The organism is Streptococcus sp. SG2, assembly GCF_030439925.1.
Classification (GTDB): Bacteria; Bacillota; Bacilli; order Lactobacillales; family Streptococcaceae; genus Streptococcus; species Streptococcus gordonii.
Map to the genome: position 1 here is coordinate 622,979 of NZ_JAQFJD010000001.1, position 23,210 is coordinate 646,188.

The 23,210-nt window shown below is 41.9% G+C and carries 21 protein-coding genes and 2 pseudogenes; 4 read left to right on the forward strand and 19 right to left on the reverse strand.

Going from position 1 to position 23,210, the window contains the following annotated elements:
- Positions 1–5 precede the first annotated feature (5 nt).
- Together PCY09_RS03030 and cdaA are read right to left on the reverse strand one after the other, a co-directional pair.
- The gene (locus tag PCY09_RS03030; RefSeq protein WP_125392231.1) at positions 6–752 is read right to left on the reverse strand and encodes a YbbR-like domain-containing protein; all 747 of its coding nucleotides are present in this window, start codon (positions 750–752) and stop codon (positions 6–8) included.
- The gene (gene cdaA / locus PCY09_RS03035) at positions 749–1,597 is read right to left on the reverse strand and encodes a diadenylate cyclase CdaA (RefSeq protein WP_125392230.1); all 849 of its coding nucleotides are present in this window, start codon (positions 1,595–1,597) and stop codon (positions 749–751) included. The genes PCY09_RS03030 and cdaA overlap by 4 nt, the downstream gene beginning before the upstream one ends.
- Positions 1,598–1,697: 100 nt before the next feature.
- Between cdaA and murT the strand changes: the two genes are divergently transcribed.
- The 3 genes from murT to PCY09_RS03050 are packed head-to-tail and all read left to right on the forward strand — an operon-like array spanning position 1,698 to position 4,102.
- Complete coding sequence (gene murT / locus PCY09_RS03040) at positions 1,698–3,041, forward strand: lipid II isoglutaminyl synthase subunit MurT (RefSeq protein WP_125392229.1); 1,344 nt, start codon at positions 1,698–1,700, stop codon at positions 3,039–3,041.
- Complete coding sequence (gatD, locus tag PCY09_RS03045; RefSeq protein ID WP_125392228.1) at positions 3,041–3,826, forward strand: lipid II isoglutaminyl synthase subunit GatD; 786 nt, start codon at positions 3,041–3,043, stop codon at positions 3,824–3,826. The genes murT and gatD overlap by 1 nt, the downstream gene beginning before the upstream one ends.
- Positions 3,827–3,844: 18 nt before the next feature.
- Complete coding sequence (locus PCY09_RS03050) at positions 3,845–4,102, forward strand: lipopolysaccharide assembly protein LapA domain-containing protein (RefSeq protein WP_048779704.1); 258 nt, start codon at positions 3,845–3,847, stop codon at positions 4,100–4,102.
- An 18-nt stretch (positions 4,103–4,120) separates the two neighbouring features.
- Here PCY09_RS03050 and PCY09_RS03055 read toward each other — a convergent pair whose 3' ends face one another.
- From PCY09_RS03055 to PCY09_RS03090, 8 genes and pseudogenes are all read right to left on the reverse strand, one after another.
- Positions 4,121–5,302, reverse strand: a complete 1,182-nt coding sequence (locus tag PCY09_RS03055) for an MFS transporter (protein WP_048779706.1) — start codon at positions 5,300–5,302, stop codon at positions 4,121–4,123.
- Positions 5,303–5,380: 78 nt separating this feature from the next.
- Positions 5,381–6,244 (reverse strand): XRE/MutR family transcriptional regulator, encoded by an 864-nt coding sequence (locus PCY09_RS03060; protein ID WP_070493809.1) that lies wholly within the window; start codon positions 6,242–6,244, stop codon positions 5,381–5,383.
- A gap of 4 nt (positions 6,245–6,248) precedes the next feature.
- On the reverse strand, positions 6,249–6,605 hold the full coding sequence (locus tag PCY09_RS03065; RefSeq protein ID WP_061583753.1) for a hypothetical protein: 357 nt from the start codon (positions 6,603–6,605) through the stop codon (positions 6,249–6,251).
- A gap of 45 nt (positions 6,606–6,650) precedes the next feature.
- Positions 6,651–8,546: an ABC-F family ATP-binding cassette domain-containing protein gene (locus tag PCY09_RS03070; RefSeq protein ID WP_125392227.1), complete on the reverse strand. Its 1,896-nt coding sequence runs from the start codon at positions 8,544–8,546 to the stop codon at positions 6,651–6,653.
- A 230-nt stretch (positions 8,547–8,776) separates the two neighbouring features.
- A complete protein-coding gene (locus tag PCY09_RS03075) occupies positions 8,777–9,094 on the reverse strand; it encodes a hypothetical protein (protein ID WP_227250335.1) in 318 nt (105 codons plus the stop codon).
- A 326-nt stretch (positions 9,095–9,420) separates the two neighbouring features.
- On the reverse strand, positions 9,421–10,086 hold the full coding sequence (locus PCY09_RS03080; protein WP_046165769.1) for an ABC transporter ATP-binding protein: 666 nt from the start codon (positions 10,084–10,086) through the stop codon (positions 9,421–9,423).
- Positions 10,087–11,148: an ABC transporter permease gene (locus tag PCY09_RS03085; RefSeq protein WP_046165958.1), complete on the reverse strand. Its 1,062-nt coding sequence runs from the start codon at positions 11,146–11,148 to the stop codon at positions 10,087–10,089. It abuts the gene before it with no gap.
- A 67-nt stretch (positions 11,149–11,215) separates the two neighbouring features.
- Positions 11,216–11,824, reverse strand: a pseudogene (locus PCY09_RS03090) (TetR/AcrR family transcriptional regulator).
- Positions 11,825–11,933: 109 nt separating this feature from the next.
- Here PCY09_RS03090 and PCY09_RS03095 point away from each other — a divergent pair.
- Positions 11,934–12,659: pseudogene (locus PCY09_RS03095) on the forward strand (hypothetical protein).
- Positions 12,660–12,953: 294 nt separating this feature from the next.
- On the opposite strand, the gene PCY09_RS03100 reads toward PCY09_RS03095, so the two are convergent.
- From PCY09_RS03100 to trpX, 9 genes are all read right to left on the reverse strand, one after another.
- Positions 12,954–13,412, reverse strand: a complete 459-nt coding sequence (locus tag PCY09_RS03100) for an SP_0198 family lipoprotein (protein WP_046165770.1) — start codon at positions 13,410–13,412, stop codon at positions 12,954–12,956.
- A 253-nt stretch (positions 13,413–13,665) separates the two neighbouring features.
- On the reverse strand, positions 13,666–14,058 hold the full coding sequence (locus tag PCY09_RS03105) for a YbgA family protein (RefSeq protein ID WP_046165771.1): 393 nt from the start codon (positions 14,056–14,058) through the stop codon (positions 13,666–13,668).
- A gap of 151 nt (positions 14,059–14,209) precedes the next feature.
- Complete coding sequence (locus PCY09_RS03110; RefSeq protein WP_125392225.1) at positions 14,210–14,923, reverse strand: hypothetical protein; 714 nt, start codon at positions 14,921–14,923, stop codon at positions 14,210–14,212.
- 116 nt (positions 14,924–15,039) lie between these two features.
- Positions 15,040–17,445, reverse strand: coding sequence for a phenylalanine--tRNA ligase subunit beta (gene pheT / locus PCY09_RS03115; RefSeq protein WP_061601841.1), 2,406 nt, complete (start codon positions 17,443–17,445; stop codon positions 15,040–15,042).
- Between the two features lie 416 nt (positions 17,446–17,861).
- Positions 17,862–18,371 carry an N-acetyltransferase gene (locus tag PCY09_RS03120; protein WP_061601842.1) on the reverse strand — a complete coding sequence of 170 codons (510 nt, stop codon included), beginning with the start codon at positions 18,369–18,371 and terminating at the stop codon, positions 17,862–17,864.
- 45 nt (positions 18,372–18,416) lie between these two features.
- Entirely contained in the window at positions 18,417–19,466 is a 1,050-nt protein-coding gene (pheS, locus tag PCY09_RS03125) for a phenylalanine--tRNA ligase subunit alpha (protein WP_061583763.1), read from the reverse strand.
- Positions 19,467–20,409: 943 nt separating this feature from the next.
- Positions 20,410–21,168 carry an ABC transporter ATP-binding protein gene (locus PCY09_RS03130; protein ID WP_008808922.1) on the reverse strand — a complete coding sequence of 253 codons (759 nt, stop codon included), beginning with the start codon at positions 21,166–21,168 and terminating at the stop codon, positions 20,410–20,412.
- Complete coding sequence (locus PCY09_RS03135) at positions 21,165–22,031, reverse strand: ABC transporter permease (protein ID WP_045635019.1); 867 nt, start codon at positions 22,029–22,031, stop codon at positions 21,165–21,167. The genes PCY09_RS03130 and PCY09_RS03135 overlap by 4 nt, the downstream gene beginning before the upstream one ends.
- A gap of 66 nt (positions 22,032–22,097) precedes the next feature.
- A complete protein-coding gene (trpX, locus tag PCY09_RS03140; RefSeq protein ID WP_061583764.1) occupies positions 22,098–23,102 on the reverse strand; it encodes a tryptophan ABC transporter substrate-binding protein in 1,005 nt (334 codons plus the stop codon).
- Positions 23,103–23,210: the final 108 nt, after the last annotated feature.

A 23,210-nucleotide genomic window follows, 5' to 3' on the forward strand; every position in this document is an offset into this window, starting at 1 on the left:
TTTTATTAATGATTAGAAGAGCTCGTAGAAGTTGAGCTTGTACTTGTCGAAGATGAACCTGACGTCTTAGTCGTAATCTTCACCGTCGTTTCATAAGGACTAATGACACTTGGTATTGCAGTCCCATTACTGTCTACAGCTCTCAAAGTTGCAACGCCTGTATAATTACCACTAATGACGTCACTCTCTGGTAAGACCGCTTCTACATGGTCAATTCTTTCCATGTAGTCCTCATCAGTAAAGACGGTAACCTTCGAATCACCGAAGTTGACACTTGAAATTGAAACTCCTTGAGCAACCTGACTTTCTGTGATAGTTGTCTGTACAGGAAATGTCTTACTCACGCGCTTACCTACTTTTACAGTGATCTTATCAGGATTTACTGTTGCTGTCAGGCCACTAGGTAGATTATTAATACTTAGTTTCACCTCTGAGATACCTGTCTTAACATTGGTCAGATCAGCTACTATTTTGAATTTCCGAGTACTTTCCTGCATTTCACTGGCCAAGGTCAAGCGATTCGATCCCGTCAAACTAACTGTTGCTTCAGAAGAGAAACCACTTATAAAATATTCATCGCTGTCGTATTTCACGTCAATTGGAACATTTGTAATTGTATTAGTGTATGTTTCAGACTTATTTAAGCGAATATTGGCATTGTTTTGGAAATTATTTGAGGTTGCATAAACAAATAAGACCAGAGCAAAAAAGATAGAGGAGAGGATATACCAGATTTGTTTATAGTTTTTCATTTTCTATGCCCTCCCAATATACGCTGATGCCAACCTTTTTTAACAGGTTGATCAGGTGCTAAAACCTTACGAAGCTCATCTTCAAATTCCTGCAGAGATAAATCATGCTTGAAGACACCATTGTGAGTGATAGAAATACCTCCCGTTTCCTCCGATACAATAAATGTAAAAGCATCAGAAACCTCAGATAGGCCGATTGCAGCCCGGTGACGAGTACCAAATTCCTTGGAAATCCTTGAATTTTCTGTGAGAGGAAGATAAGCACATGATACAGCAATCTTATTATCTCTGATAATGACTGCACCATCGTGCAAAGGAGTATTGGGGATAAAGATATTAATCAGTAATTCACCTGATACATCCGCATCCAAGGGAATTCCAGTCGAAATATATTCTTGCAAGGTTCTGCTACCTTGAATCGCAACCAAAGCTCCAATCTTACGTGGACTCATATACTCAACTGCTTTGACAGAAGCTTGGATAAGCTTTTCTTCCGAGCTCATAGGAGTTGCTGAAAAAAGATCTGTTGCTCTACCTAAGCGTTCGAGTCCTGTTCGAATTTCTGGAGCAAAAATCACTACTGCTGCAATAACCCCATAAGTAATAACTTGATTAATCAGCCAAGAGATCGTTGCTAGGCCTAAAACATTTGCAATAATTTGTCCTAATACAAAGAGAAAAACTCCACGCAGGAGAATCATGATTTTTGTTCCTGCAACAGCCTTAGTAAAGAAATATAAGATCCAAGCCACCAAAGCAATATCAATGATATTAATCAAAATACTCCAGGGGCTGCCAAACAAACTGGACCAGTACTGGAGATTAGACAATTGTTGAAAATTCATAATCAATCCACCCTATCAAAGAAAACGTTCTTTTCTATTATATCACTTTTAGTAGTTTTTTTCTGTAATCAAATTTACTTTTTATGATAAAATAATTCTTATGAAGATAAATACACTTTTAGGCCTCTGGGCAGGTAAATCCTCCCACTTTGTCCTCAGCAAAATGGGACGTGGATCTACTCTTCCTGGAAAAATTGCCTTAACCTTTGATAAAAATATTTTACAAAACTTAGCTAAGAACTATGAAGTCGTAGTGATTACTGGAACCAACGGAAAGACATTAACCACTGCTTTGACAGTGGGCATTCTCAAGGAAGCTTTTGGAGAAGTTACTACTAATACTAGTGGTGCCAATATGATTACAGGGATCACCACTACTTTCTTGACTGCTAGAAAAGGCAAATCTGGCAAGAATATAGCTGTGCTGGAAATAGATGAAGCCAGCCTATCTCGGATTTGTGACTATATCAAGCCCAGCCTCTTTGTCTTTACCAATATTTTCCGTGATCAGATGGACCGCTATGGTGAGATCTACACGACCTACCAGATGATTCTGGATGCTGCTGCAAAAGTTCCTGAAGCGACAGTGCTAATGAATGGGGACAGCCCTCTCTTTAACTCTGTTAGCCTGAAGAATCCTGTCCGCTACTATGGATTTGACACTAAAAAAAGCCAGGCTCAGCTGGCTCACTATAATACTGAAGGCATCCTCTGTCCCAAGTGCGAGCATATCCTCAAGTATGAGCTCAACACCTATGCCAATCTGGGAGCTTATATCTGTGAGGACTGTGGCTTCAAACGACCTAAACTAGACTACAGCTTGACTGCTCTCAATGCTCTTGAGCATAACCGCTCTGCCTTTACTATTGATGGACAAGACTATCAGATCAATATCGGCGGACTCTACAATATCTACAATGCCTTGGCTGCTGTGTCAGTGGCTCAATTCTTTGGGGTTGATCCTTCTACAATCAAGTCTGGCTTTGATAAGAGCCGAGCTGTCTTTGGCCGTCAGGAAACTTTCAAAATCGGCAATAAGGAATGTACCTTAGTCTTGATTAAAAATCCGGTCGGGGCGACCCAAGCCTTGGAAATGATTGAGCTTGCACCTTTTGACTTTAGCTTATCTGTCTTGCTCAATGCTAATTATGCGGACGGCATTGATACCAGCTGGATCTGGGATGCTGATTTTGAGAGAATTTTAGAGATGGAGATCCCTCATGTCATCGCCGGTGGTGTCCGTCACTCCGAGATTGCTCGGCGACTGCGAGTAACGGGTTATCCAGCAGATCAGATTAGCGAAGTCAAAGACTTAGAAGCAGTTTTCAAAGCCATTGAACAACAAGAAACCAAGCATGCCTATATCTTAGCTACATATACCGCTATGCTTGAATTTCGAGAGTTGCTGGCAGAGCGTCAGGTTGTTAGAAAGGAGATGAACTAATGGTTTATACTTCCCTCACTTCTCTTGATAACCAGAATTTCCCTTACGATATTAAAATTGCCCACCTCTATGGAGATCTCATGAATACTTATGGAGATAATGGGAATGTGCTCATGCTCAAATATGTGGCAGAAAAGCTAGGTGCTAGAGTTCAAGTTGATATTGTCTCTCTGGAAGATGGTTTTGACAAGGACAGCTACGACATCGTCTTCTTCGGTGGTGGCCAAGACTATGAACAAACAATCGTAGCTCGTGACTTACCAGCTAAAAAAGAAGCTTTGGAAAGCTTTATCAATGAACACGGTGTGGTACTGGCTATTTGTGGCGGTTTTCAACTCTTGGGACAATACTATATCGAAGCCTCGGGTCGACGGATCGAAGGATTAGGTATCATGGGACATTACACCCTCAATCAGACTAATAATCGTTACATTGGCGACATCAAGATTCATAATGATGAATTCAACGAGACCTACTATGGTTTTGAAAATCATCAAGGCCGCACCTTCCTCTCTGATGATGAAAAACCACTGGGCAAGGTTGTCTATGGAAATGGTAACAACCAAGAGGATGGTTGCGAAGGTGTTCATTATAAAAATGTCTTTGGTTCCTACTTCCATGGCCCCATCTTATCACGTAACGCAAACTTGGCCTATCGTCTGGTAACAACAGCACTGAAAAAGAAATATGGCTCAGATCTTAAATTGGCAGCTTATGAGGACATCTTAGCACTGGAAAAACAGGAAGAATACGGAGATGTCAAAAGCAAGGCTGAGTTTGAATAGACAAACAGGAGAATCACTATGAAAGAAAAATTGCATTATATTCTACTTTTAATTACCGTTCTATTGGTTGCTGGTATTTCCTTGGCCAATATGCAGAGCGTCAATGTTAGCTTTATCCTATTTAGCTTCAAACTTCCCTTGATTATATTGATTTTGATTTCAGTGCTCCTAGGTTCTGTCACGACCTTTCTCATCAGCATGGTAAAAAATTTCTCACTGAAAAAAGAGCTTAAAAAGACCAAAGAAGTACTTGAAAACTCACATTCAAAAAACTAGGTTGGAATTTATTCCAGCCTAGTTTTTTTGTATTTTCTTTTGATAAAGGTAGGAAATCAAAGCCAATCCCATCACTCCGAAACCAATCAGTAGAAAGGAAAGAGTGTGGACGCTTGGTAGCAGAGTCATTAGGAAAGTCGCAGGAGGCATGAAAAGAATTGCCAGCGTGTAGATCGTTGAGAAAACGCGACCTAGATACTGCTTGTCCACCTTAGTCTGAACCTGGCTGAAGAAATGAATGTTGAAAACAGTCATAAAGAGCTCACAGATAAGATTACCAGAATAAGAAAAATAGGGATGAACCGGTAGCAAGGTAGAGACGCCCATGACTGCGACTCCAACACCTGTCAATAGCAGGGCTACAAGTAAGTTGCCCATACTGGCCTTAACCTTGCTGGCTAGAATGGCTCCAATGATTGAGCCTACAGCACCCAAACTCAAAATGCTTGCATAAGAACCTGTCTTACCGTAGAGCTGATTGGTAAAAGGCAATAGATAATTAAAGGCCGCAAAGAAAAAATTGACTGCCGAAGCTACCAAGAGCAGAAAGAAGATTTCTTTTTGCTGACGGATATAGACTAAACCTTCCTTGATATCTCTCAGGATATTTCCAAGATTGATGGGAGACTTCTGCTTGCTTGGCTCATGATTGGGCAGAAAGTAAATCAAGGCAAAAGCCAGAAAGAAGCTAAGGGCATCCAGCTGAAGGGTCATGCGCAGATTCGCATACTGCATCACGATAAAAGACAGAACTGGGGCTGAGACACTGATAACCTGCAAGGCCAATTCCAGATGAGAATTGTAAGCCACGATGTCTTCCTTGTCCACAATTTCGGTAATATAAGACTTATTAGCTGGCCGAGAAAAAGCAAAGGCTATAGCCTGAACCACATTAGCAAAAATCAGTGCTCCAATCATGAGCTGGTCATTTGAGATAAAGGAAATCAACATACAAAGACCAGCACAAACCAAGTCTGCTACCATCAGCACCTTACGTCTGGAAAAGCGGTCCGTAATAGCTCCCCCCAAAGGATTGAATAAGATGGAAGTAACTAGCTCTGATATCTGGTAAATGCCCAAGACCGTCTGCCCCAGAGCTCCCAAAGAAGCAAGCCAGATACTATTTCCATAGTCATAAAGCATATTCCCAATTTTATTAATAGCAGCCCGTGTAATCAGCTGCACTGCTTGTCGATTCATAAAAATACCTCCCTCCATTTCTGAAACTATTGTATCAGAAATGGAGGGAGGTTCTTTATTTTTCCCATATTTGGGAAATTATACTTTCACAAACTTATCGAAATGCTCTTGATAATAAGCGACTTGCTCAGGTAGTTCCAGCACTTCAAAGATATGCATGGCTTCCCGCATTTGCTTGATGCCCTGCTTATTCTCCCCCTTCTGATAGGCCGCAAAACCCTTGAGATAGAGGAACACATTGCGTTCATAGAGTTTGATGCCTTTGCCAATGATTTTCTCTACGTAAGCCTCAAAATAACTAGCCTTATCAAAAGAACGACTTTCCAAACAATGCTGGTAACAATTGAGGGCTAAAATCAAGACCAATTTCTTATGGCGACCGATTTCTTTGTAGTAGTCCTCCCGCTCCATAACTTCCTTGCCCAGACGGTAGACATAGTCCACATCATAGAAACTATAGAGGTTTCCAAAGAGGATAAGCTCGTACATGGTCCAATCTTCCACTTGAAAGAGATAATCAGCCACCTTATCTAAATCCTCTTGCCTCATGCGAAACTGATTGTCCCTCTGACAAATCAAGCCCTGCAGCAAAATCCAATTGAGCTCATAGTAAAGAGGCGCACTGCTGGCCTTGGCCTTTTCTAACTGCTCCGCTTGCAAGTCCTGAAATCCCTTGATGTCATTTGAGTAGTAAAGAGGGATAATCTTACCCATCATGGCCACGTGTTCATGCTGCTGGAAATTCCGAGCTTTGTCCATAAAATTTTCAAGGGTCACATGAATATTATCCAAGAGATCTAAAAATTTCGAGAGGGTCATGTCCGACTCACCCAGCTCAAAACGAGACAGCTGAGAGGTCGAGCAAACCTGACCCGACGCTTCCTTCAAAGAATAATGCCCATTTAAACGAAAATCACGAAAAACTTTGCCTAAATTTTCCATTTGTTTACCACTTAAATTCTTTCAGTTGCTTTTCCAAATCCTGTAAATAGGCTTCATCCAAGCCATTCCGGTCTTTTGCTGGGGCTTCCAGACTGGCCAGATAAAGCAAGAACTGGTCCGCCAGTATCTCATATTGATGGAAAGGCAGGCGCTTCATCTGGGCCTGAACGAAATCAGTAGCCTCTGCAAAATGCTCGCTTTCCAGCAGCTCTTGCAAATAATCAGCTCCATCAAGCTGCCGGCCTTGCTCATCTTCAAACTGCCCCAGATCTAAATGCTGGATTGTTAGGCGCAGCGCCGAACCAAGCATATTGGCTGCTCCCTTGATCTGCCGCATAAACCAATCGTTTTCTGTCGTCATCAGTAGCTCCTTTCAAAGCGGGCTGACTGACTGCCCCTAAAAATACTACACCTTCTCTGCCAGTTCTTCCCATTCGAGCAGGGCTTCTTCTTGGGCGGCAGTCAGCTGGTCGATTTGCTGCTGGCTCTCCATGAGTTCACTGGCGTCGTTGGTAGCCTGCATGGCTTCCTGAAGCTGACTGATCTGACTGTCCAAGTCCTCGATTTGCGCTTCCAATTGCTCTAGGCGGCGGGCCAGCCGGCGCTGTTCTTTCTGGTTTTCCTTTTGAAGCTGATAGTCATTGGCAGGGGCAGGCTTATCTAAATCAACCTGCTCCGTCTCCTCACGCAAGGCTTCCTGCTCTGACTTTTTCTCCAGATAGTAGTCATAATCACCCAGATAAAGGGTGGAGCCTGTCTCAGAGAGCTCGATAATCTGAGTGGCCACGCGATTGATAAAGTAACGGTCATGGCTGACAAAGAGCAGGGTGCCGTCAAAGTCAATCAGGGCATTTTCCAGCACTTCCTTGCTGTCAATGTCCAGGTGGTTGGTCGGCTCGTCTAGGATGAGGAAGTTCTTGTTTTCCATAGACAGCTTGGCTAGAAGCAGCCGCGCTCGCTCTCCACCTGATAGCATGCCGACAGACTTCTTGACATCGTCTCCCGAGAAGAGGAAAGCGCCTAAGCGATTGCGAATCTCGACCTCTGGTGTCAGCTTGAAGTCATTCCATAGCTCGTCGAGAACTGTATTGCTGGGAGTCAGTTTGCTCTGGGTCTGGTCATAGTAGCCCACTTCCACATTGGCCCCCAGCTGCTCTTTGCCCCTGATGAAAGGCACTTGACCGATTAGTGATTTAATCAAGGTCGTTTTCCCAATCCCATTTGGCCCGACAATAGCTACCGCATTAAATTTGCGAATGTCAAGGTTAATCGGCTCCGACAGGACTTCCTCGCCGTAGCCAATAGCCGCATCTTCCAGGGTCAGCACAACATTACCCGAAACCTTATCGGCTCTGAAAGTCATATTAGCCGAGCGACTGCCGGTCTCCGGCCTGTCCAAACGCTCCATCTTTTCCAGCTGCTTTCGACGGGACTGAGCCCGCTTGGTTGTGGAAGCCCGAACTAGATTGCGATTGACAAAGTCCTCCAGCGCAGCGATTTCTTTCTGTTGCTTCTCATAGTTCTTAGCTTCGGTAGCTAGCTTTTGCTCCTTTTGGACCACGAAGCTAGAGTAATTACCCACATATCGATCTAAGGAATGCTTGGTCAAGTCCAGCGTGATGGTCGCAACCTTGTCTAGGAAATAGCGGTCGTGGCTAACGATGATCAGGGCACCGCTGTAGTTGACTAAGTAAGTCTCCAGCCAGGCAATGGTCTCGATATCCAAGTGGTTGGTCGGCTCGTCCAGTACCAGCAGTTCTGGCTTTTCCAAAAGCATCTTAGCCAGAGCCAGACGGGTATTCTGCCCGCCTGACAGCTCAGAAATCTTCATCTGCCACATGGACTGGTCAAACTTGAAGCCATTTAAAATCGCTCGAATATCGGCCTCGTAGGTAAAACCACCTTTCTGACGAAAATCCTCTGACAGCTGGTCGTACTGGGTCATGAGAGCAGTCAACTCTTCCCCTGACAATTCTCCCATTTGCAGCTCCATCTGCCGCAAGCGTTTTTCCTGCTGACGCAGACTATCAAAGACCAACAGCATCTCGTCGTAGATAGTATTCTCCGACTCAAAGCGACTGTCCTGAGCCAGATAGGACAGAGATAGGTCTCGTTTTTTATTGATCTGACCAGAAGTAGGCTCTTCCTCGCCCACCAAAATCTTGAGCAGGGTTGACTTCCCAGCTCCATTTTTACCGACGAGGGCAATCCGATCACCCTCATCCACCTGCAGGTTAATATTGTCAAAAAGAAGCTCCCCTGCAAAAGAGCGCTCAATCTTGCTTGCTTGTAAAATAATCATAAGACCATTATAGCAGATTTGCTTCACTCCTGCTATCTACCAGATTTTAAAAAAGTTTCAGCAGGTTCATTATCCTAGAGATTTTTCTGAACGCATAGCTCTGTCACAAAAGGCTTTGTAGAAGAAAAAAACATCTCACAACTTAGATTTTTCAACTAAGCTTCGAGATGCACTATAAACTTTCGAAAGTAATAAGCAAGTAACTCTTCCAATATTACCTTTACAATCACTCAATCTTTTCCCGGCTGACCACCAATCACGACTTTTTTAGCTTTATTATTGTTATCAAAAAGAATAAAATAATACAACTTTTTACCATGAGTTTCAAAAAAATGATTCTTTTGTCCTATATAATATCCCTTTCGGGCGCCGGGTTTCGTTTCATAATCAAATTTACCATAACGCTCCACTATCTCCCATTCTCTTTTACCGATAATCCACTGATCATCATATTTCCAGTAAATGCGCCTGAAAAAATAGAGAAAAACTAAAAGAGCAATCATTGCCAAGAATAAAAGACATAGTGTAAGCTTAGCCTTATTTTGCATTTTGTTCCTTTCTGATTTATTACTTTTAAAAAATAAAAGTAGCAACTTTTGCCTTCCAAAGATTAGTCAATATTAGCTAGATTTTTCATCAACCCTTCTGAATGCTATTGTTTTGTCTAACTAGCAAAACAAACTGCTTTACTTATGATTTCCGTTGCAAGATTTCTAATGAGTATTTCTCCTATTCCACTACAACAAATTCGATAATTCATCTTTCAAAACTGTCTTTCACTTATGATGATTTTATACAAAAAAAGACAAGCCTGTCAACGAAAAACAGGTTGCCTATAAATGGTTTTAATAGATCGCACAAGCTTTTTAAAGCTTTATCGAACTTGAGTTAGTGTACCATCCTGCATTTCATAGATCTTATCAACCTCATCCAGTAGGCGGGTATCATGCGTAATCATGACTACACTCTTATTGAATTTCTGAGTAACCTCTTTAAGCAAATGAACCACGCGCTTGGCCCTTTCCGTATCCAAACTAGCTGTCGGCTCATCAGCCAAGATAATATCCGGGCTATTGTAAAGCGCTCTAGCGATAGCAGCTCTCTGCCGTTCCCCACCGGACAATTCTTTCGGATATTGCTTGAGAGTTCCTTTAAGATCCAGCAACTCAATCAGACTGTCTAGATCCGTTCTTTCCTTTTTAGACAAGCGGTCAATCAGCTGGAACTGGTCTTCGATTTTCAAAAAAGGTATGAGATTGGAAGCCTGCAAAATGAAGCCAAAATCATTGAAACGCAGAGCTGCTCGTTCCTTTTCCTTGAGCTGGGAGGTATCTTTCCCGTGCAGGAGAATCTGTCCTTTTGAGGGAGTTTGCAAATGCCCCAGCAAGGTCAGAAAGGTTGTTTTACCTGAGCCTGACGGCCCAATAATAGCTACAAACTGCCCCGCTTCCAGTTGGAAATCAGTTGGTTTCAGGGCTTGAACCAGCGTATGCCCCTGGCCGTATTCTTTGGTAACCCCTTTTAATTCTAAGATTGGCATTTACTCACCTCCTATTGCTGTGATAGGGTCAATTTTTAGAACCCTACGAATGGACAAGAGTCCTCCAGCCAGTGACATGAGAACAATCAAGGCAATCAGTCCTCCATAAGCTCGCCAATCACTGTAAAAAGGCACAGAGGCAGGTAAGGCCAATTGTGTCCCCAAAAGTGCCAAAACAGCCAGACTTATTCCCAGAGTGGACAGGATGAAAATCTGCCAGAAAATAGAAGCAATAATCTTTCTACTGGCAATTCCTTGGGCGCGCATAATACCATAAAGATGCGTCTTTTGTATGGTAATGATGTACATGAAAATTCCCAATACCAAAAATGTAATCAGAACCATGGCCCCAATCATAAAGGAAAAAGTCAGTACCTGAGCCTGATAACCTGGAATATTTTCTATCAATTCCCCCATGGAGAGTTGACTAAGACCTGCTTCCTCAATCTTTTGGTCATTCTTAACTACCAAGGCACTAATATTTTTGACTAAGCTCGAACCATATTTTAATTCTCTAAAATCATCTAAAGCCATAAAAATTACAGGTTGCGTAAAGAAGCTATTATCCTCTGTGAAGCCAACAACCTGATAGAGGCGTTCGCTTCCATTGAGCTGAAGCTGGTCGCCCATTTTCACGCCTTTTTGCTGTAGGCGTTTATCAACAATAATTTCATAAGCATTATCAGCTGATCTCCCCTCACTCAGTTTTGGAGCTAAAAAACTATTCCATGACAGACCAAAGACTTGGGCATTAATTTTTTCTTTCCCATCTTCATGATTGGCTACTACTGCCATCTGTCCCAAAGCCGCTATTGAGTCACCTTGAAGCAGGCGGCTGTACTCTTCTTCCTTGAGAGTCGACGAAACCAGATTCTTATTGGCATACTCAGATAAAACAACTGACTGCGCTCCCCACTGATCTATTGCCAAGCGATTAAGCCGAGCCAAACCGACGGAAAGACTGGATAAAAAGAAAACCATATAGGTGATGAGAAAAACCACAGCAACAACCATACGGTAACGTCCGCGACTGTAGACAATCTCTTTAAAAGCTAAAAACAAAGCCATCCTCCTTTGAAAGATTCCAAACTATTATATCATAAAGAAACAAGATACAGAAAATATCCCATCAGTCTCCCCGCATGTGCTCTCTAACAAAGCCTGCTAGACCGACAGTGGTCACCTTAGTATGAAAATCACTCATTTGCTGAGACTTATAATGAGGATGAGCCAACTAGTAAGTCAAGGTTCCCATAAAGGAAGCAGCCTGATGATTCAGCAGTAAATCCGCTTCTACCTCCTCTAAAAGTGGATCACCCAAGGAAATACTCTGCCAGAAAATCTCCCTCAGAGCTTCCTGCAACCGCCTCGAACTAGTAGGACTACCATTGGGTCCCAAAAGAATGGCTAAGTCTTCCAAGTATGGCTCAAAAAAATGAAAAAGATTTTGTTTCTCATGGATGTAGTCTTTCACTTTAAAATCCTTTTCTAACTTGAACAAGCAGGCAGAATCTAGAGCCTCTTGATAATAGGCCTGCAATTCATCTAGCAAGCGGTTTTCAATCTTCTCTAGCAGATCATACTTGTCCAGATAATGCCGATAAAAAGTACTGCGATTCACCTCCGCCAAATCAATCAATTGGCGAATACTGATAGTCTCAAAAGTCTGCTCTTTCATCAGTTGCAGCAAGCTAGTCTCTATCTGTTTTTCTGTCTTTCTTCGTTTTTTCTCATACATGCCATTCACCTCAAAATGCAACAATCTCTCTAAAATTGATGCTTGTATGCCATCCAGCTCCCACTATATAATAAATATAAGCAGAAGACAAGAACAAGAGGATTAAAAGATGAAGATTATGATCAATCAAAAAGAAGTCAGTCAAGAAAGAATTGAGCAATAGAGAAAGCAAAGAATCCTTAAAGTTGCTAAGATGCTTAATCTACAGCTACCTAATACTGACAACACGGAGATTTTAGACCAAGCCCTACTGGAAGCAAAAATGAAGCTGACATACGAAGAGCTAATCCAGCAAATCGGAACCAAACTCAAATGGAGCCAATGTTTGATGAAATGGGCAGCCAAATGGTCCAAGAAACCAAGAAAAAGAGCTATCATCACGATTTTTGCAAGTGGATTGACTGCTGCTTCTTTCAGTAAACGACTAGAAAGGTTGATGCTAGAAAAGGCAAATGCTCATAAAAGCGTCAATCTTGGTGCCTGTCCAGATCATTATGCCTTGCAGCCGTATGGCGGCATACTGGAAGTCATTGAAACAGCAGGAAATAGCCCGCTGCCAACACAGTTTTTCCTTGACCTTGGTGCTGAAGCTGCTATAGAGGAGCCTCGTGATGCATCTTATCCCTTCCAAACTGTCGGTACCGCCAGTCTAGCGAATGGTTGTAATATCGGTGGTATTCGCCATCAGTTTCGCGACACAGAAAAAGGCCTAGAAGCCCGATTCTGCGTCGAATTCCCCAGCCTTTGTCCAGACAGCCTTATCAAAGAACACCAGCTCCACCTTGCTGCCGAATGGTCAAAGTGGATAGCTTGGTGCAAAGAGCATAAAGAATGAAATTCCTTTCCTGAAAAATCCTACTAAACCATGCAAAAACAGCCTACTGCCATCTTAAAGAGACCGCAGCAAGGCTGTTTTCTTCTATACTTAATCAAAGATAATCATGGACTTAGTCTTAATGATCTTGCTCTTACCCGTAAGTAAATGAATCAATAGCAAAATCTTCAGGTTTAACAGTTGTCCATCTCAGTCCTATTTTTCGACAATTCCAATAGGTTGTAACTACTGTTTTGATGTCACTTTGGAATTTTCCTGCGATTCATTTTTGTCTACTGCAGGTTGTTGTCTAACTTACTGTTTCGTAAAGTTTAGAGTATCTGGATCGTCATCAAGTTCGCTGACAGTTAACTGATTGCCATTTTGTTGATAGGTTTTAACATCGTCACCAACAATCAAACGCTGATTAGCTGCATCAACCTGAACTTGCTTGATTTCCTTACTTCCATCTACTTCTGTCTCCGTCCATGTCCCAGAGGCCCCATTAATTTGAAGAAGATGTTGATCCCCATCATGGTCAGTTGCCTTATAACTACCATCTAGATTCGAAGTTTGGGTAGGCTTAGAAGAGTTAGCTTGACTAGAAGAAGATTCTGTATTAGAACTAGTTGCTGATTGGGAACTTTGACTTTTGACATCTTGAGATTGAGAGTTAGCATTAGTCCCTTGGTTGTTATTTCCTGAGCAAGCTGTCAAGACAACAGCTGCTGTAAGGGATACAATTGCTAAAATAGTTTTCTTCGGAATAGACATATCAATTCCTCCTTTTCTACATTTGTAGTTTATACTTATATTCTACACTTGTCTGTTTTATTTGTCAAGAGAAAGAATCTTGTTTTCTATTAAAAATTCTATATGCCAGATGCAATCAAATCTAGATCTTTTCTTTTAAACATTAGAAAAATCCCCAGTCTAATTTGACTGGGGATATATTATTGTTCTTCTCATATGTAATCACTAAGCCACTAGCAGAACAGGTGCGCGATGTCTCCTTGATAGCAAGGCATCATTCCTCATTCTGAAATAACAGAGTCGATTTTTGCAGATATGGGTTGGGGTACTTGAGAAGCAGCTCTTTTACTGTTGCAACCAAATCTTTCTGCTCAGCCTGACCGGATTGGTAACGAAGCAAGAGTAGCATAAAATTATCTTTTTCAGCTGGGCTGGCTTTCTTCTTAAAATAGCCCCAGATATGCTGAAAGGCATTGCAGACCTGACCTCGATTTTCTGGTAGGGTAACAGCTTGGTCAATCAAGGCTTGAACATGAGCTACTTCTACCGATTCACTTTTTAAATATTGACGAATTTCCAGATAGATATTACTGGAATGACTGAGGACTAGATATTTATTCCGAGCCCAAAGAGTCTGACACAGAGACATTTGGTTTAAATCTTTCATACTTACTTTTCCTGCCAATCCTTAATATTGAATTCCTTCATCATCATTCAAATCATTAGTCACATATCCTAATTCTCAGATTTTCAAAATATAAGCCCAACCACAAAACTCAACATGATTGGAAAAGAAGGATGATTTGCTAGTCTTTCTTTTATTCTGGAAAAATCCATTCGATATGAGGTGCCTGACGACTAATTTCCTTGTAAATATCATTAAAATCAGCACCAGACAAGTTATTTAAGTCAATCGAGTCTAGAGAACTACCATTCTGATCATAAAAGTAAAGCATACGATTTGTTTTCTGCATATCATCAGAACTATAAGTTTTGATTTTATATTCAATCTTCTTGACATTGTTCAGATCAAGTTCATTCATATCTTGGAAAATCGAAGATTTAATATCCAGTTTTCCTTCTGAAATTGTCATTGCTGGAGGTTGTTTAGACTTTATAAAAATAGAAATCAACAATAAAGAAACCCCAACTGCTGAACCAATCAAGACAGTTGTAGCAAAATCGTTATCTCTTTTCTTTTCCTCTTCTTTTTCCCTTTTTATCTTATCCTGTTCTTTCTTTAATTGATTATTATAAGTATCTACAATGCTTTGGAGCCTGGCTTCTTTTTTCTCTGGAGTCTCATCTTTGGGACCATCTTCTGAACCAAACATTAGTTCTGCATCTCGGATAGTTATCGGTCTTTCTTCTAGTTTGTATTCATCCATCTTGGCGTCAAAACTCACTTCAGGATCTTTAGAGTTACTTGCACTAAAGGTAGAAGACGAGTTTGACCATACAGCAAAGATTGCAAAAATAGTAATCAAGATAATACCAACAATTTCACCTGCATAACTTCTCTTATACTGCATCAGACACCTCTTTAATAAATTTTAATATGACTAGAATATCATAAATCAAGCCTTTTATAAAGCTTCTTTTAGCGATTAAAAAAAACAGCCTGTAAAGACTGCTTTTTTCGACTCTTCTAACGCACCTCTGCGCCGAGTTTTTCTGTCAGAGATTTTTCGATTTTTTCCATATATTTAGCCACTTCTTCGTCAGTCAGGCTGGCTTCTGGATTTTGGAAAGTCAGGCTGTAGGCCATGGATTTGAGGCCGACACCTAGCTTGTCACCAGAGAAGATATCAAAGAGCTTAATATCTGTCAAGCGCTTAACACCAGCTTCTTGGATTGCATCAAGGACCTCTTGGTGAGTGATTTCAGCCTTGAGCAAGAGGGCCACATCACGGCTGACAGCTGGGAATTTAGTGATTTCTGTAAATGGCTGTGCTGGCTGGAGCTGCTCTTCGATAGCAGACAGATTGAGCTCAGCCACATAAGTTTCAGGAATATCGTAAGCCTTGGCTGTCGCAGGATGGACTTGGCCGACAAAGCCGACAGGCTGGCCATTGATAGAGATCAAAGCAGTCCGACCAGGATGCAGGCCCTTAATCTGGTTGCTAGCAGCGTATTCAGCAGTCAAGCCCAACTTAGTAAAGAGCGCTTCCACTACACCCTTAGCGTAGAAGAAATCAACTGCTACTGGCTTGGTCTGGAAGTCTTTTTCATTAACCAGACCTGTCAAAGCAAAGGCAAAGCTATTGATTTCATTTGGCAGTTCTTCCTTAGGATTGCCAGTCTGCTCAAAGATTTTTCCAATCTCATAGAGGGCTAGATTCTTATTTTTACGAGCCACATTGTAGGCTAGGGAGTCCAAAATACCGGAAACCATGTTCTGACGAAGAACAGAGCGCTCCACTGTCATTGGCCACATAAGCTCAGTCAAGTTGCTAGGATTGAGAGTGAACTCAACCGCCTTTTCTGGCGTTGTCAAAGCATAGGTAATGATTTCTGTCAGTCCAGCTCCCTCTGCTAAAATCCGCACTTGACGGCGCAGTTGCTGCGTTGCAGTCAATTCACCAGCAGTCCCGTCATCTTTTGGCAGGCTAGCTGGCAATTTGTCATAGCCGTAAATACGGGCAATTTCTTCATAGAGGTCTGCTTCGATTGTAATATCCCAGCGACGACGAGGGACACTGACAGTGAACTGTTCAGCATTTCCTGATAAGCCAAAGCCAAGTCTACGGAAAACATCCTCAATATCTGTATAAAGCAAGTCTGTTCCCAGCACACGGTTGACATCCGCTAGACTGGATGTCACTTCTACATCGCTAGTATCTAAACTACCAGCTGATACGATACCAGCCTGAACAGTCGCTCCTGCCAAGTTCGCAATCATACTTGCTGCTGCGTCCAAAGCTTCATTGACAGTTGCCACATTGATGCCTTTTTCAAAGCGGGAAGATGATTCTGAGCGCAGGTTAAGGCGACCGCTGGTCTTGCGGATTGATTTCCCATCAAAGACTGCTGCCTCCAGAACAACACGAGTGGACTTACCGGAAATTTCAGTCGCTGCTCCGCCCATGACACCAGCCAAAGCCACTGGCTTATCTGCCACAGTAATGACTAAATCGCTGACTTCCAGCTCGCGCTCTTCGCCATCCAGCGTCACCAGTTTTTCACCAGCACGCGCTTCCCGCACAACGATCTGGTCACCCTCAAACGTATCCAGATCAAAGGCATGCATAGGCTGACCAAAGTAGAGCAGGATGTAGTTGGTCACGTCCACTACATTGTTAATCGGACGGATTCCTTCGTTCATGAGGAGATTTTGCAGCCACTGAGGACTTGGGGCAATAGTGACATTTTCCAAGATACGAGCCGCGTAGTAAGGGGCTTTCTCTGTCTCAAGGGCTACTGAAAGGCTGTCAGCTGCCTGCTTTTCATTTTCCACCAGCGGAAAATCTTTGAACTGTACTGACTTGTCATAAATCGCAGCCACTTCATGAGCCACACCACGCATAGACAGAGCATCAGCCCGATTTGGTGTGATGGAAAGTTCGATAATCTCATCGTCCAAGTCTAGATAAGAGAAGACTTCCTCACCTGGCACTGCTTCTTCAGGCAGGATTTGAATGCCATCCGAAAATTCCTTTGGCACAACAGAATCAGAAATACCTAGCTCACCCAGAGAGCAGATCATGCCCAGTGACTCCAAGCCACGTATTTTTCCTTTTTTAATCTTATAATTGTCGGCAATGCGAGCACCCGGCAGAGCCACCATGACCTTGATGCCGGCGCGAACATTTGGAGCACCACAGACAATCTGACGGTTCTCCTCTTCTCCGACATTGACTTGACAGACATGCAGGTGAGTATCAGGAACATCCTCACACGTTACCACCTCACCAACAACAATTTTTGATAGGCCAGCAGCTGGTGATGTCACACCTTCCACTTCAATTCCTGTCGTTGACATTTTCTCAGCCAGCTCAGCGCTCGCCACATCAATGTCTACTAACTCTTTTAACCACTTATAACTTACTAGCATATTTAAGATATTAAGACCGGCCAATTGCCTTGGCAATTGGTAAAAGCGACCAAATTTTAGGGATTTGTATGAAATTCTTATTTCAGAAACAAATCATCTAAATTTCGAGCTTTTAGGTCGTATTCATTTCCTCTCTCTAAATTTTCTGCACTTGTGCTGTGCCATTACTACGAAGGATACCAAGGGCGTCAAAAACGACTGAAAAATAGGAGATTTGCTCAAGCATTCGATGAATGATTGCAAATCTATCTTTTTTCCGAGTTTTTAGCCCGGCTTCAATTCCTTTCTCTATTCTATCACTTAGGAACTTGACCGACCAAATTTTAGTGATTTGTCTGAAAGCTGGATTTCAGAAACTAATCATCTAAATTTAAAGCTTTTAGGTCGTATCATTTCCTCTCTTTAAATTTTCTTATTTATTTCAATTTCTTGCGCAGTAGCCAGTCTGTATCTACTGTCTCACCAGTGATATAGTCGTGCTGGCTGAATTTTTCAAAGCCGTATTTAAAGTAAAAATCTTGAGCTCTAAAATTCTTTTCCCAGACACCCAGCCAAACCCAGTCAAAGCCTCGCTTCTCGGCTTCTTCTAAGGCAAATTCAAACATCTCCTTGCCCAAGCCTTGACCATGATAGGCTTTTAAGACATAGATTCGCTGAACCTCAAAGGCTTGTGGCAGTTCTTGCTCCGTTTGAGCCTGGCCCCAGTTAAACTTGAGAAAACCAGCAATTTTATCATCTTTGACAACAAAATAGGTCTCTGACTCAGGATCTGACAGTTCCTTTTCGATAGTAGCAAGCGACAGCTCATTGTCAAAATAATGAGCCATATCAGCCTCCTTGATAAATGGACCAAAGGTTTCTTGATAGGTCGCGACCTCCAACTCCCGCAGGAGGCTCACTTCTTCTTTTTTGACTCTGACTAGCATACTGCACTCCTTTCTCAGAAAAGCTGCATCTATGAATACAGATTTCTACTTAAACTGCTGAGAAAAACGAATATCTCCTTGGTAGAAGCCACGAATATCGTTGATACCGTAGCGGAGCATGGCTACCCGCTCTTGACCAAGACCAAAGGCAAATCCAGAGTATTTCTCCGCATCAATGCCACTCATTTCCAACACGCGCGGATGTACCATACCAGCTCCCATAATCTCAATCCAGCCGGTCTTCTTGCAGACATTACAGCCAGCACCGCCACACTTGAAGCAGGAAACATCCACTTCAACAGACGGCTCTGTGAATGGGAAGTATGACGGACGCAGACGGATACTGCGGTCTTGGCCAAACATCTTCTGTACAATCAGCTGCAGTGTTCCTTGCAGGTTGGCCATGGAAATATTTTCCCCAACTACCAAGCCTTCAATCTGATGGAACTGGTGGGAGTGAGTCGCATCATCGGTATCCCGACGGAAGACACGCCCTGGTGAAATCATCTTGAGCGGTCCTTTAGAAAAGTCATGGGCATCCATAGCTCGCGCCTGTACCGGACTGGTGTGAGTTCTGAGTAGGATTTCCTCTGTAATGTAGAAAGTGTCCTGCATATCCCGTGCTGGGTGGTCCTTAGGCAGATTCATCCGCTCAAAGTTGTAATAGTCCTTCTCCACTTCAAAGCCGTCCACGACCTGATAGCCCATCCCGATGAAAATATCTTCAATTTCTTCACTAGTCTGGCTGAGAATATGTCGGTTCCCTATCGGAATTTGACGGCCTGGCAGGGTCACATCCAAGGATTCCTCAGCTAGTTTCAGAGCGACTAATTGCTCTTCCATCTCTTGTGCAGTCTTTTCAAAGGCTGCTGTCAGAATATCACGCGCTTCATTGACGTGCTTCCCGATAATCGGCCGCATTTCAGCTGAAATATCCTTCATCCCTTTCAGGACTTCAGTCAGCGAACCTTTTTTGCCCAAGACAGCTACACGCAAGTCCTGCAGTTCCTTTTGATTCTCCGCCTTGAGCTGCTTGAGAGAAGCTAAAGTCTCTTCACGCAGGCTTTTTAGTTGTTCTTCAATCGTTTTCGTCATTTTCCCTCCAAAATAAAAAGCGCACCAATCTCCATAAGCGGAGCGTTGACACGCGGTACCATCCGTTTTTTATCTGGCAAGCCAGACCTTACTTATCAATCCTAGAGCAAGTGAATTCGCCTAGCCTTCATCTAGAGAGCTTTCAGTCGATGGCTCCCTTCCCTGTCAAACTTCCCCTAGGTTACTGGTCTTGCGGATTGCTATTCAGTTACTTAATATTCTAGCAAATTTACCCTATTTTGGCAACAAAAATAAAAAGCTCCTGGCGTCCATTTAAAACGGAATAGCCAGGAGTGCGTCTTGTTTACTGATTACTAACGAAGCAACTTGAGTAGCTAAAAGCTACTGACAAACAATTTACTTGATGATTGATTCAATCTTTTATAGCCCTAAAGAATGATTTTCTTTTATATCGATCTAATAAGAAAATATATTTTATCGTACAAAAGCAATGACGATTGTATTATTCGAAGTCCGAAAACCATTGAAAAGCTTCTCTCTTCATTGTCGCTCTCTGAAGTTTTTTTCTCATTTTAAACTCTTATTTTCCATAGCAACAATCTACAATCGTCACAAGAGATAATTCGGTTCAGATATTTTTTAACAATACCTCCAACTAAGACGAACAACAAATCAGTAAACAAGGACATAAGCTAAAATATAGATAACTTAAAACAGATTTGAATTTCTGAAACCCATTGGAATCAGTCCTTTCTATTTGCTAAGCCATGCATCCCTTATCAAAGGAACGAAACGTTTAAAGAAGGAAAGAAGAATATCAAAATCCTTAATTTCCCACCTATCTTTATCTACTATTAGTGTACTCCTTTATCTTTGAAAAAGCAAGCGTTTACATTGTTTTTTTATAATATTTTTTTGCAAAACAAAGGAATAAAAAAAAGCCAATAGGACAGCCATTTAAAGCTCCTTATTAGCTTTGTTTCTATTCAAATAAACTATAATAATCTGAAATAGTCATTTGAGCTTTTTCTTCTTGCTTGAGATCCTGAATAATCTGACCATCCTTCATAACAATCAAGCGATTGCCGTACTTAAGTGCATCTTCCATATGATGTGTTATCATGAGAGCAGTCAGACGGTCCTTTTGAACAAAATCATCTGTTAACTCCATTAAAGCCACGCTAGTCTTGGGATCCAAAGCTGCTGTATGCTCATCTAGTAGCAAAAGTTCAGGACGTTTGAGCGTTGCCATTAAAAGACTTAGGGCCTGTCTTTGACCACCTGATAGGAACTCAATTGCTGTATCCAAATGCTTTTCCAGACCATTGCCGATTTTATCAATAGTCGCCTGGAATTCTTCTTTATAATGATTCAATCGGCGAGGAAAAAGACCTCTTCTCTCTCCTCGAAACTTTGCAATCAAGAGATTTTCAGCAACAGTCATACGAGGCGCTGTCCCCATCTTTGGATCTTGAAAGACTCGAGAAAGGTATTTTGCTCGTTTTTCTGGTGAGTAATGAGTCACATCTTCACCCAAGATATGGATACTACCACTGGTTAAAGGTAAGGTCCCAGCAATTACGTTAAAAAGGGTTGATTTTCCGGCTCCATTTCCACCTAGAATAGTAATAAAGTCATGCTCATGGATTTGGAGAGACACATCATTCAAAATGACTTTTTCTTCATCTAAACCATTATTTACAACTTTTGTGGCATTTTTTAGTTCTACAATGACTGTCATTTGCTTAATGTGACTCCTTTAAAGAATTTATTTTTAAGCGTGGGAATCATGAGGCAGATTGCCAAAATCACCGCACTGTAGAGGCGTAGGTAGCTTGTATTAAAGCCTAAAGCGATAACCGCCCAAATCAGAAATTGATAAGCAATCGCACCTACCACAATCGTCATCAGTCTTTCAGCCAAAGTAAGACTCTTAAAGAGAACCTCTCCAATGATTAAGCTGGCCAAACCGATAACAATGACTCCAATCCCTCTTGAAGCATCCGCATAACCTTCTTGCTGGGCAATCAAAGCCCCAGCTAGGGCGATCACTCCGTTGGACAAGACCAAGCCCATCAGCTCCATCCGACCAGTATTAATCCCAAAACTTCTAGCCATATCAGGATTGTCCCCCGTAGCAATGTAGGCCTGACCTAGCTTGGTATCAAGAAAGAATAGCAAAGCTAGAATTACAAGAGCTACAAAAATTAGGCCTAGAAAGATTTGATTCATTTCCTCTGAAAAAGGAAGAAAGTCTTGAATTTTTTTAGCCCCCAATAAGCCCAGATTGGCTCTTCCCATGATCATAAGGATTAAGGAATGGCATGAGGTCATGACCAAAATTCCAGACAGCAGAGTCGGAATTTTTCCTTTGGTATAAAGCAAGCCCGTTGCAAAACCAGCCAAACATCCAGCTAAAATAGCAATCAAAGTTGCAATTAGTGGATTAACGCCCTTAGTAATCAAAGTGACAGCAACAGCCCCTCCCAGAGGAAAGCTGCCTTCTGTTGTCATATCTGGAAAATTCAAAATCCTAAAGGTCATAAAGATTCCCAGACCCAAAATGGACCAGAAAAGACCTTGTGAAATAATCGAAATAATCATATTCTATCCTAACTTTGTATTAAAACTTGCCATTCAACTGAGGCTTGAGTTTTTAAGTCTCCTTCCTTACTCAATCACTTGTCCAGCTTCTTTGAGGGCATCTTCTGGTACAGTAATTCCAAGTTCTTTGGCATTCTTCTTATTGATGACTGACTTACCTTTATTAAAAATTTCAACTGGTGTTTCTTCTGGTTTTGCACCTTTCAAGATTTTAGCAGCCATTTTTCCTGTTGCAACTCCAAGGTCATGTTGATCAACAACAACTGATGCTAGTCCACCTTCTTCTACCATAGCAGTCGCACTTGGGTATATAGGTTTTTTAGCGTCTTTATTGCTAGATACTACAGTCGCAAACGCTGATGCAATTGTATTATCAATCGGAATCCAGATAGCATCAACCTTTCCAGTCATGACATTCATGGTTGAAGCAATTTCATTGGTTGAAGGAACAGAGTATTCTTCTACCTTATAGCCTGCCTCTTCAGCTAATTTTTTGAACTCTTCTACCTGAGATTTAGAGTTATCTTCACTGCTAGAGTATAGTGCACCGATAGTTTTTACATTTGGCGTCAATTTTTTAATCAGCTCCAACTGTTGCTTAGCTGGATTGCGGTCAGAGACACCAGTGATATTGCCACCTGGTTTTTCAAGATTTTTTACTAGATTAGCTCCGACTGGATCTGTGATAGCTCCCATGACGACGGGCTTGTTCTTAGTAGCTGAAGCCAGTCCTTGAGCAGACGGAGTCGCAATCCCAATCAGCACATCATTGTCATTAGACACCAATTGCTTGCTCATAGTAGCAACCTTACTCTGATCACCCTCAGCATTCATAAAATCAATTTTAATATCATCGGCCTTGTAACCTTCTTCAGCTAATCCATCTTTAATGCCTTTATAGATTAAATCAAGTGAAGGATGACTGACATACTGTAAGACTCCGACTTTGACTGTTTTCTTATCTGTAGTAGACTTCGCCCCACCACCTTTATTCAAGCTGGAATAGATCAAAGATCCTCCAACCAAGACTACTAATACTGCTAAAACAGCGAGTAAACGTTTATTCTTCATATTTTTTCTCCATTTCTATTTTTAAGCTTTCTCATTTCAATCCCTAGGGACGCCATCGTTTAAACATGGGCAACTCTCCTTCTCTTTTTTCCAACAAAAAACCTCACA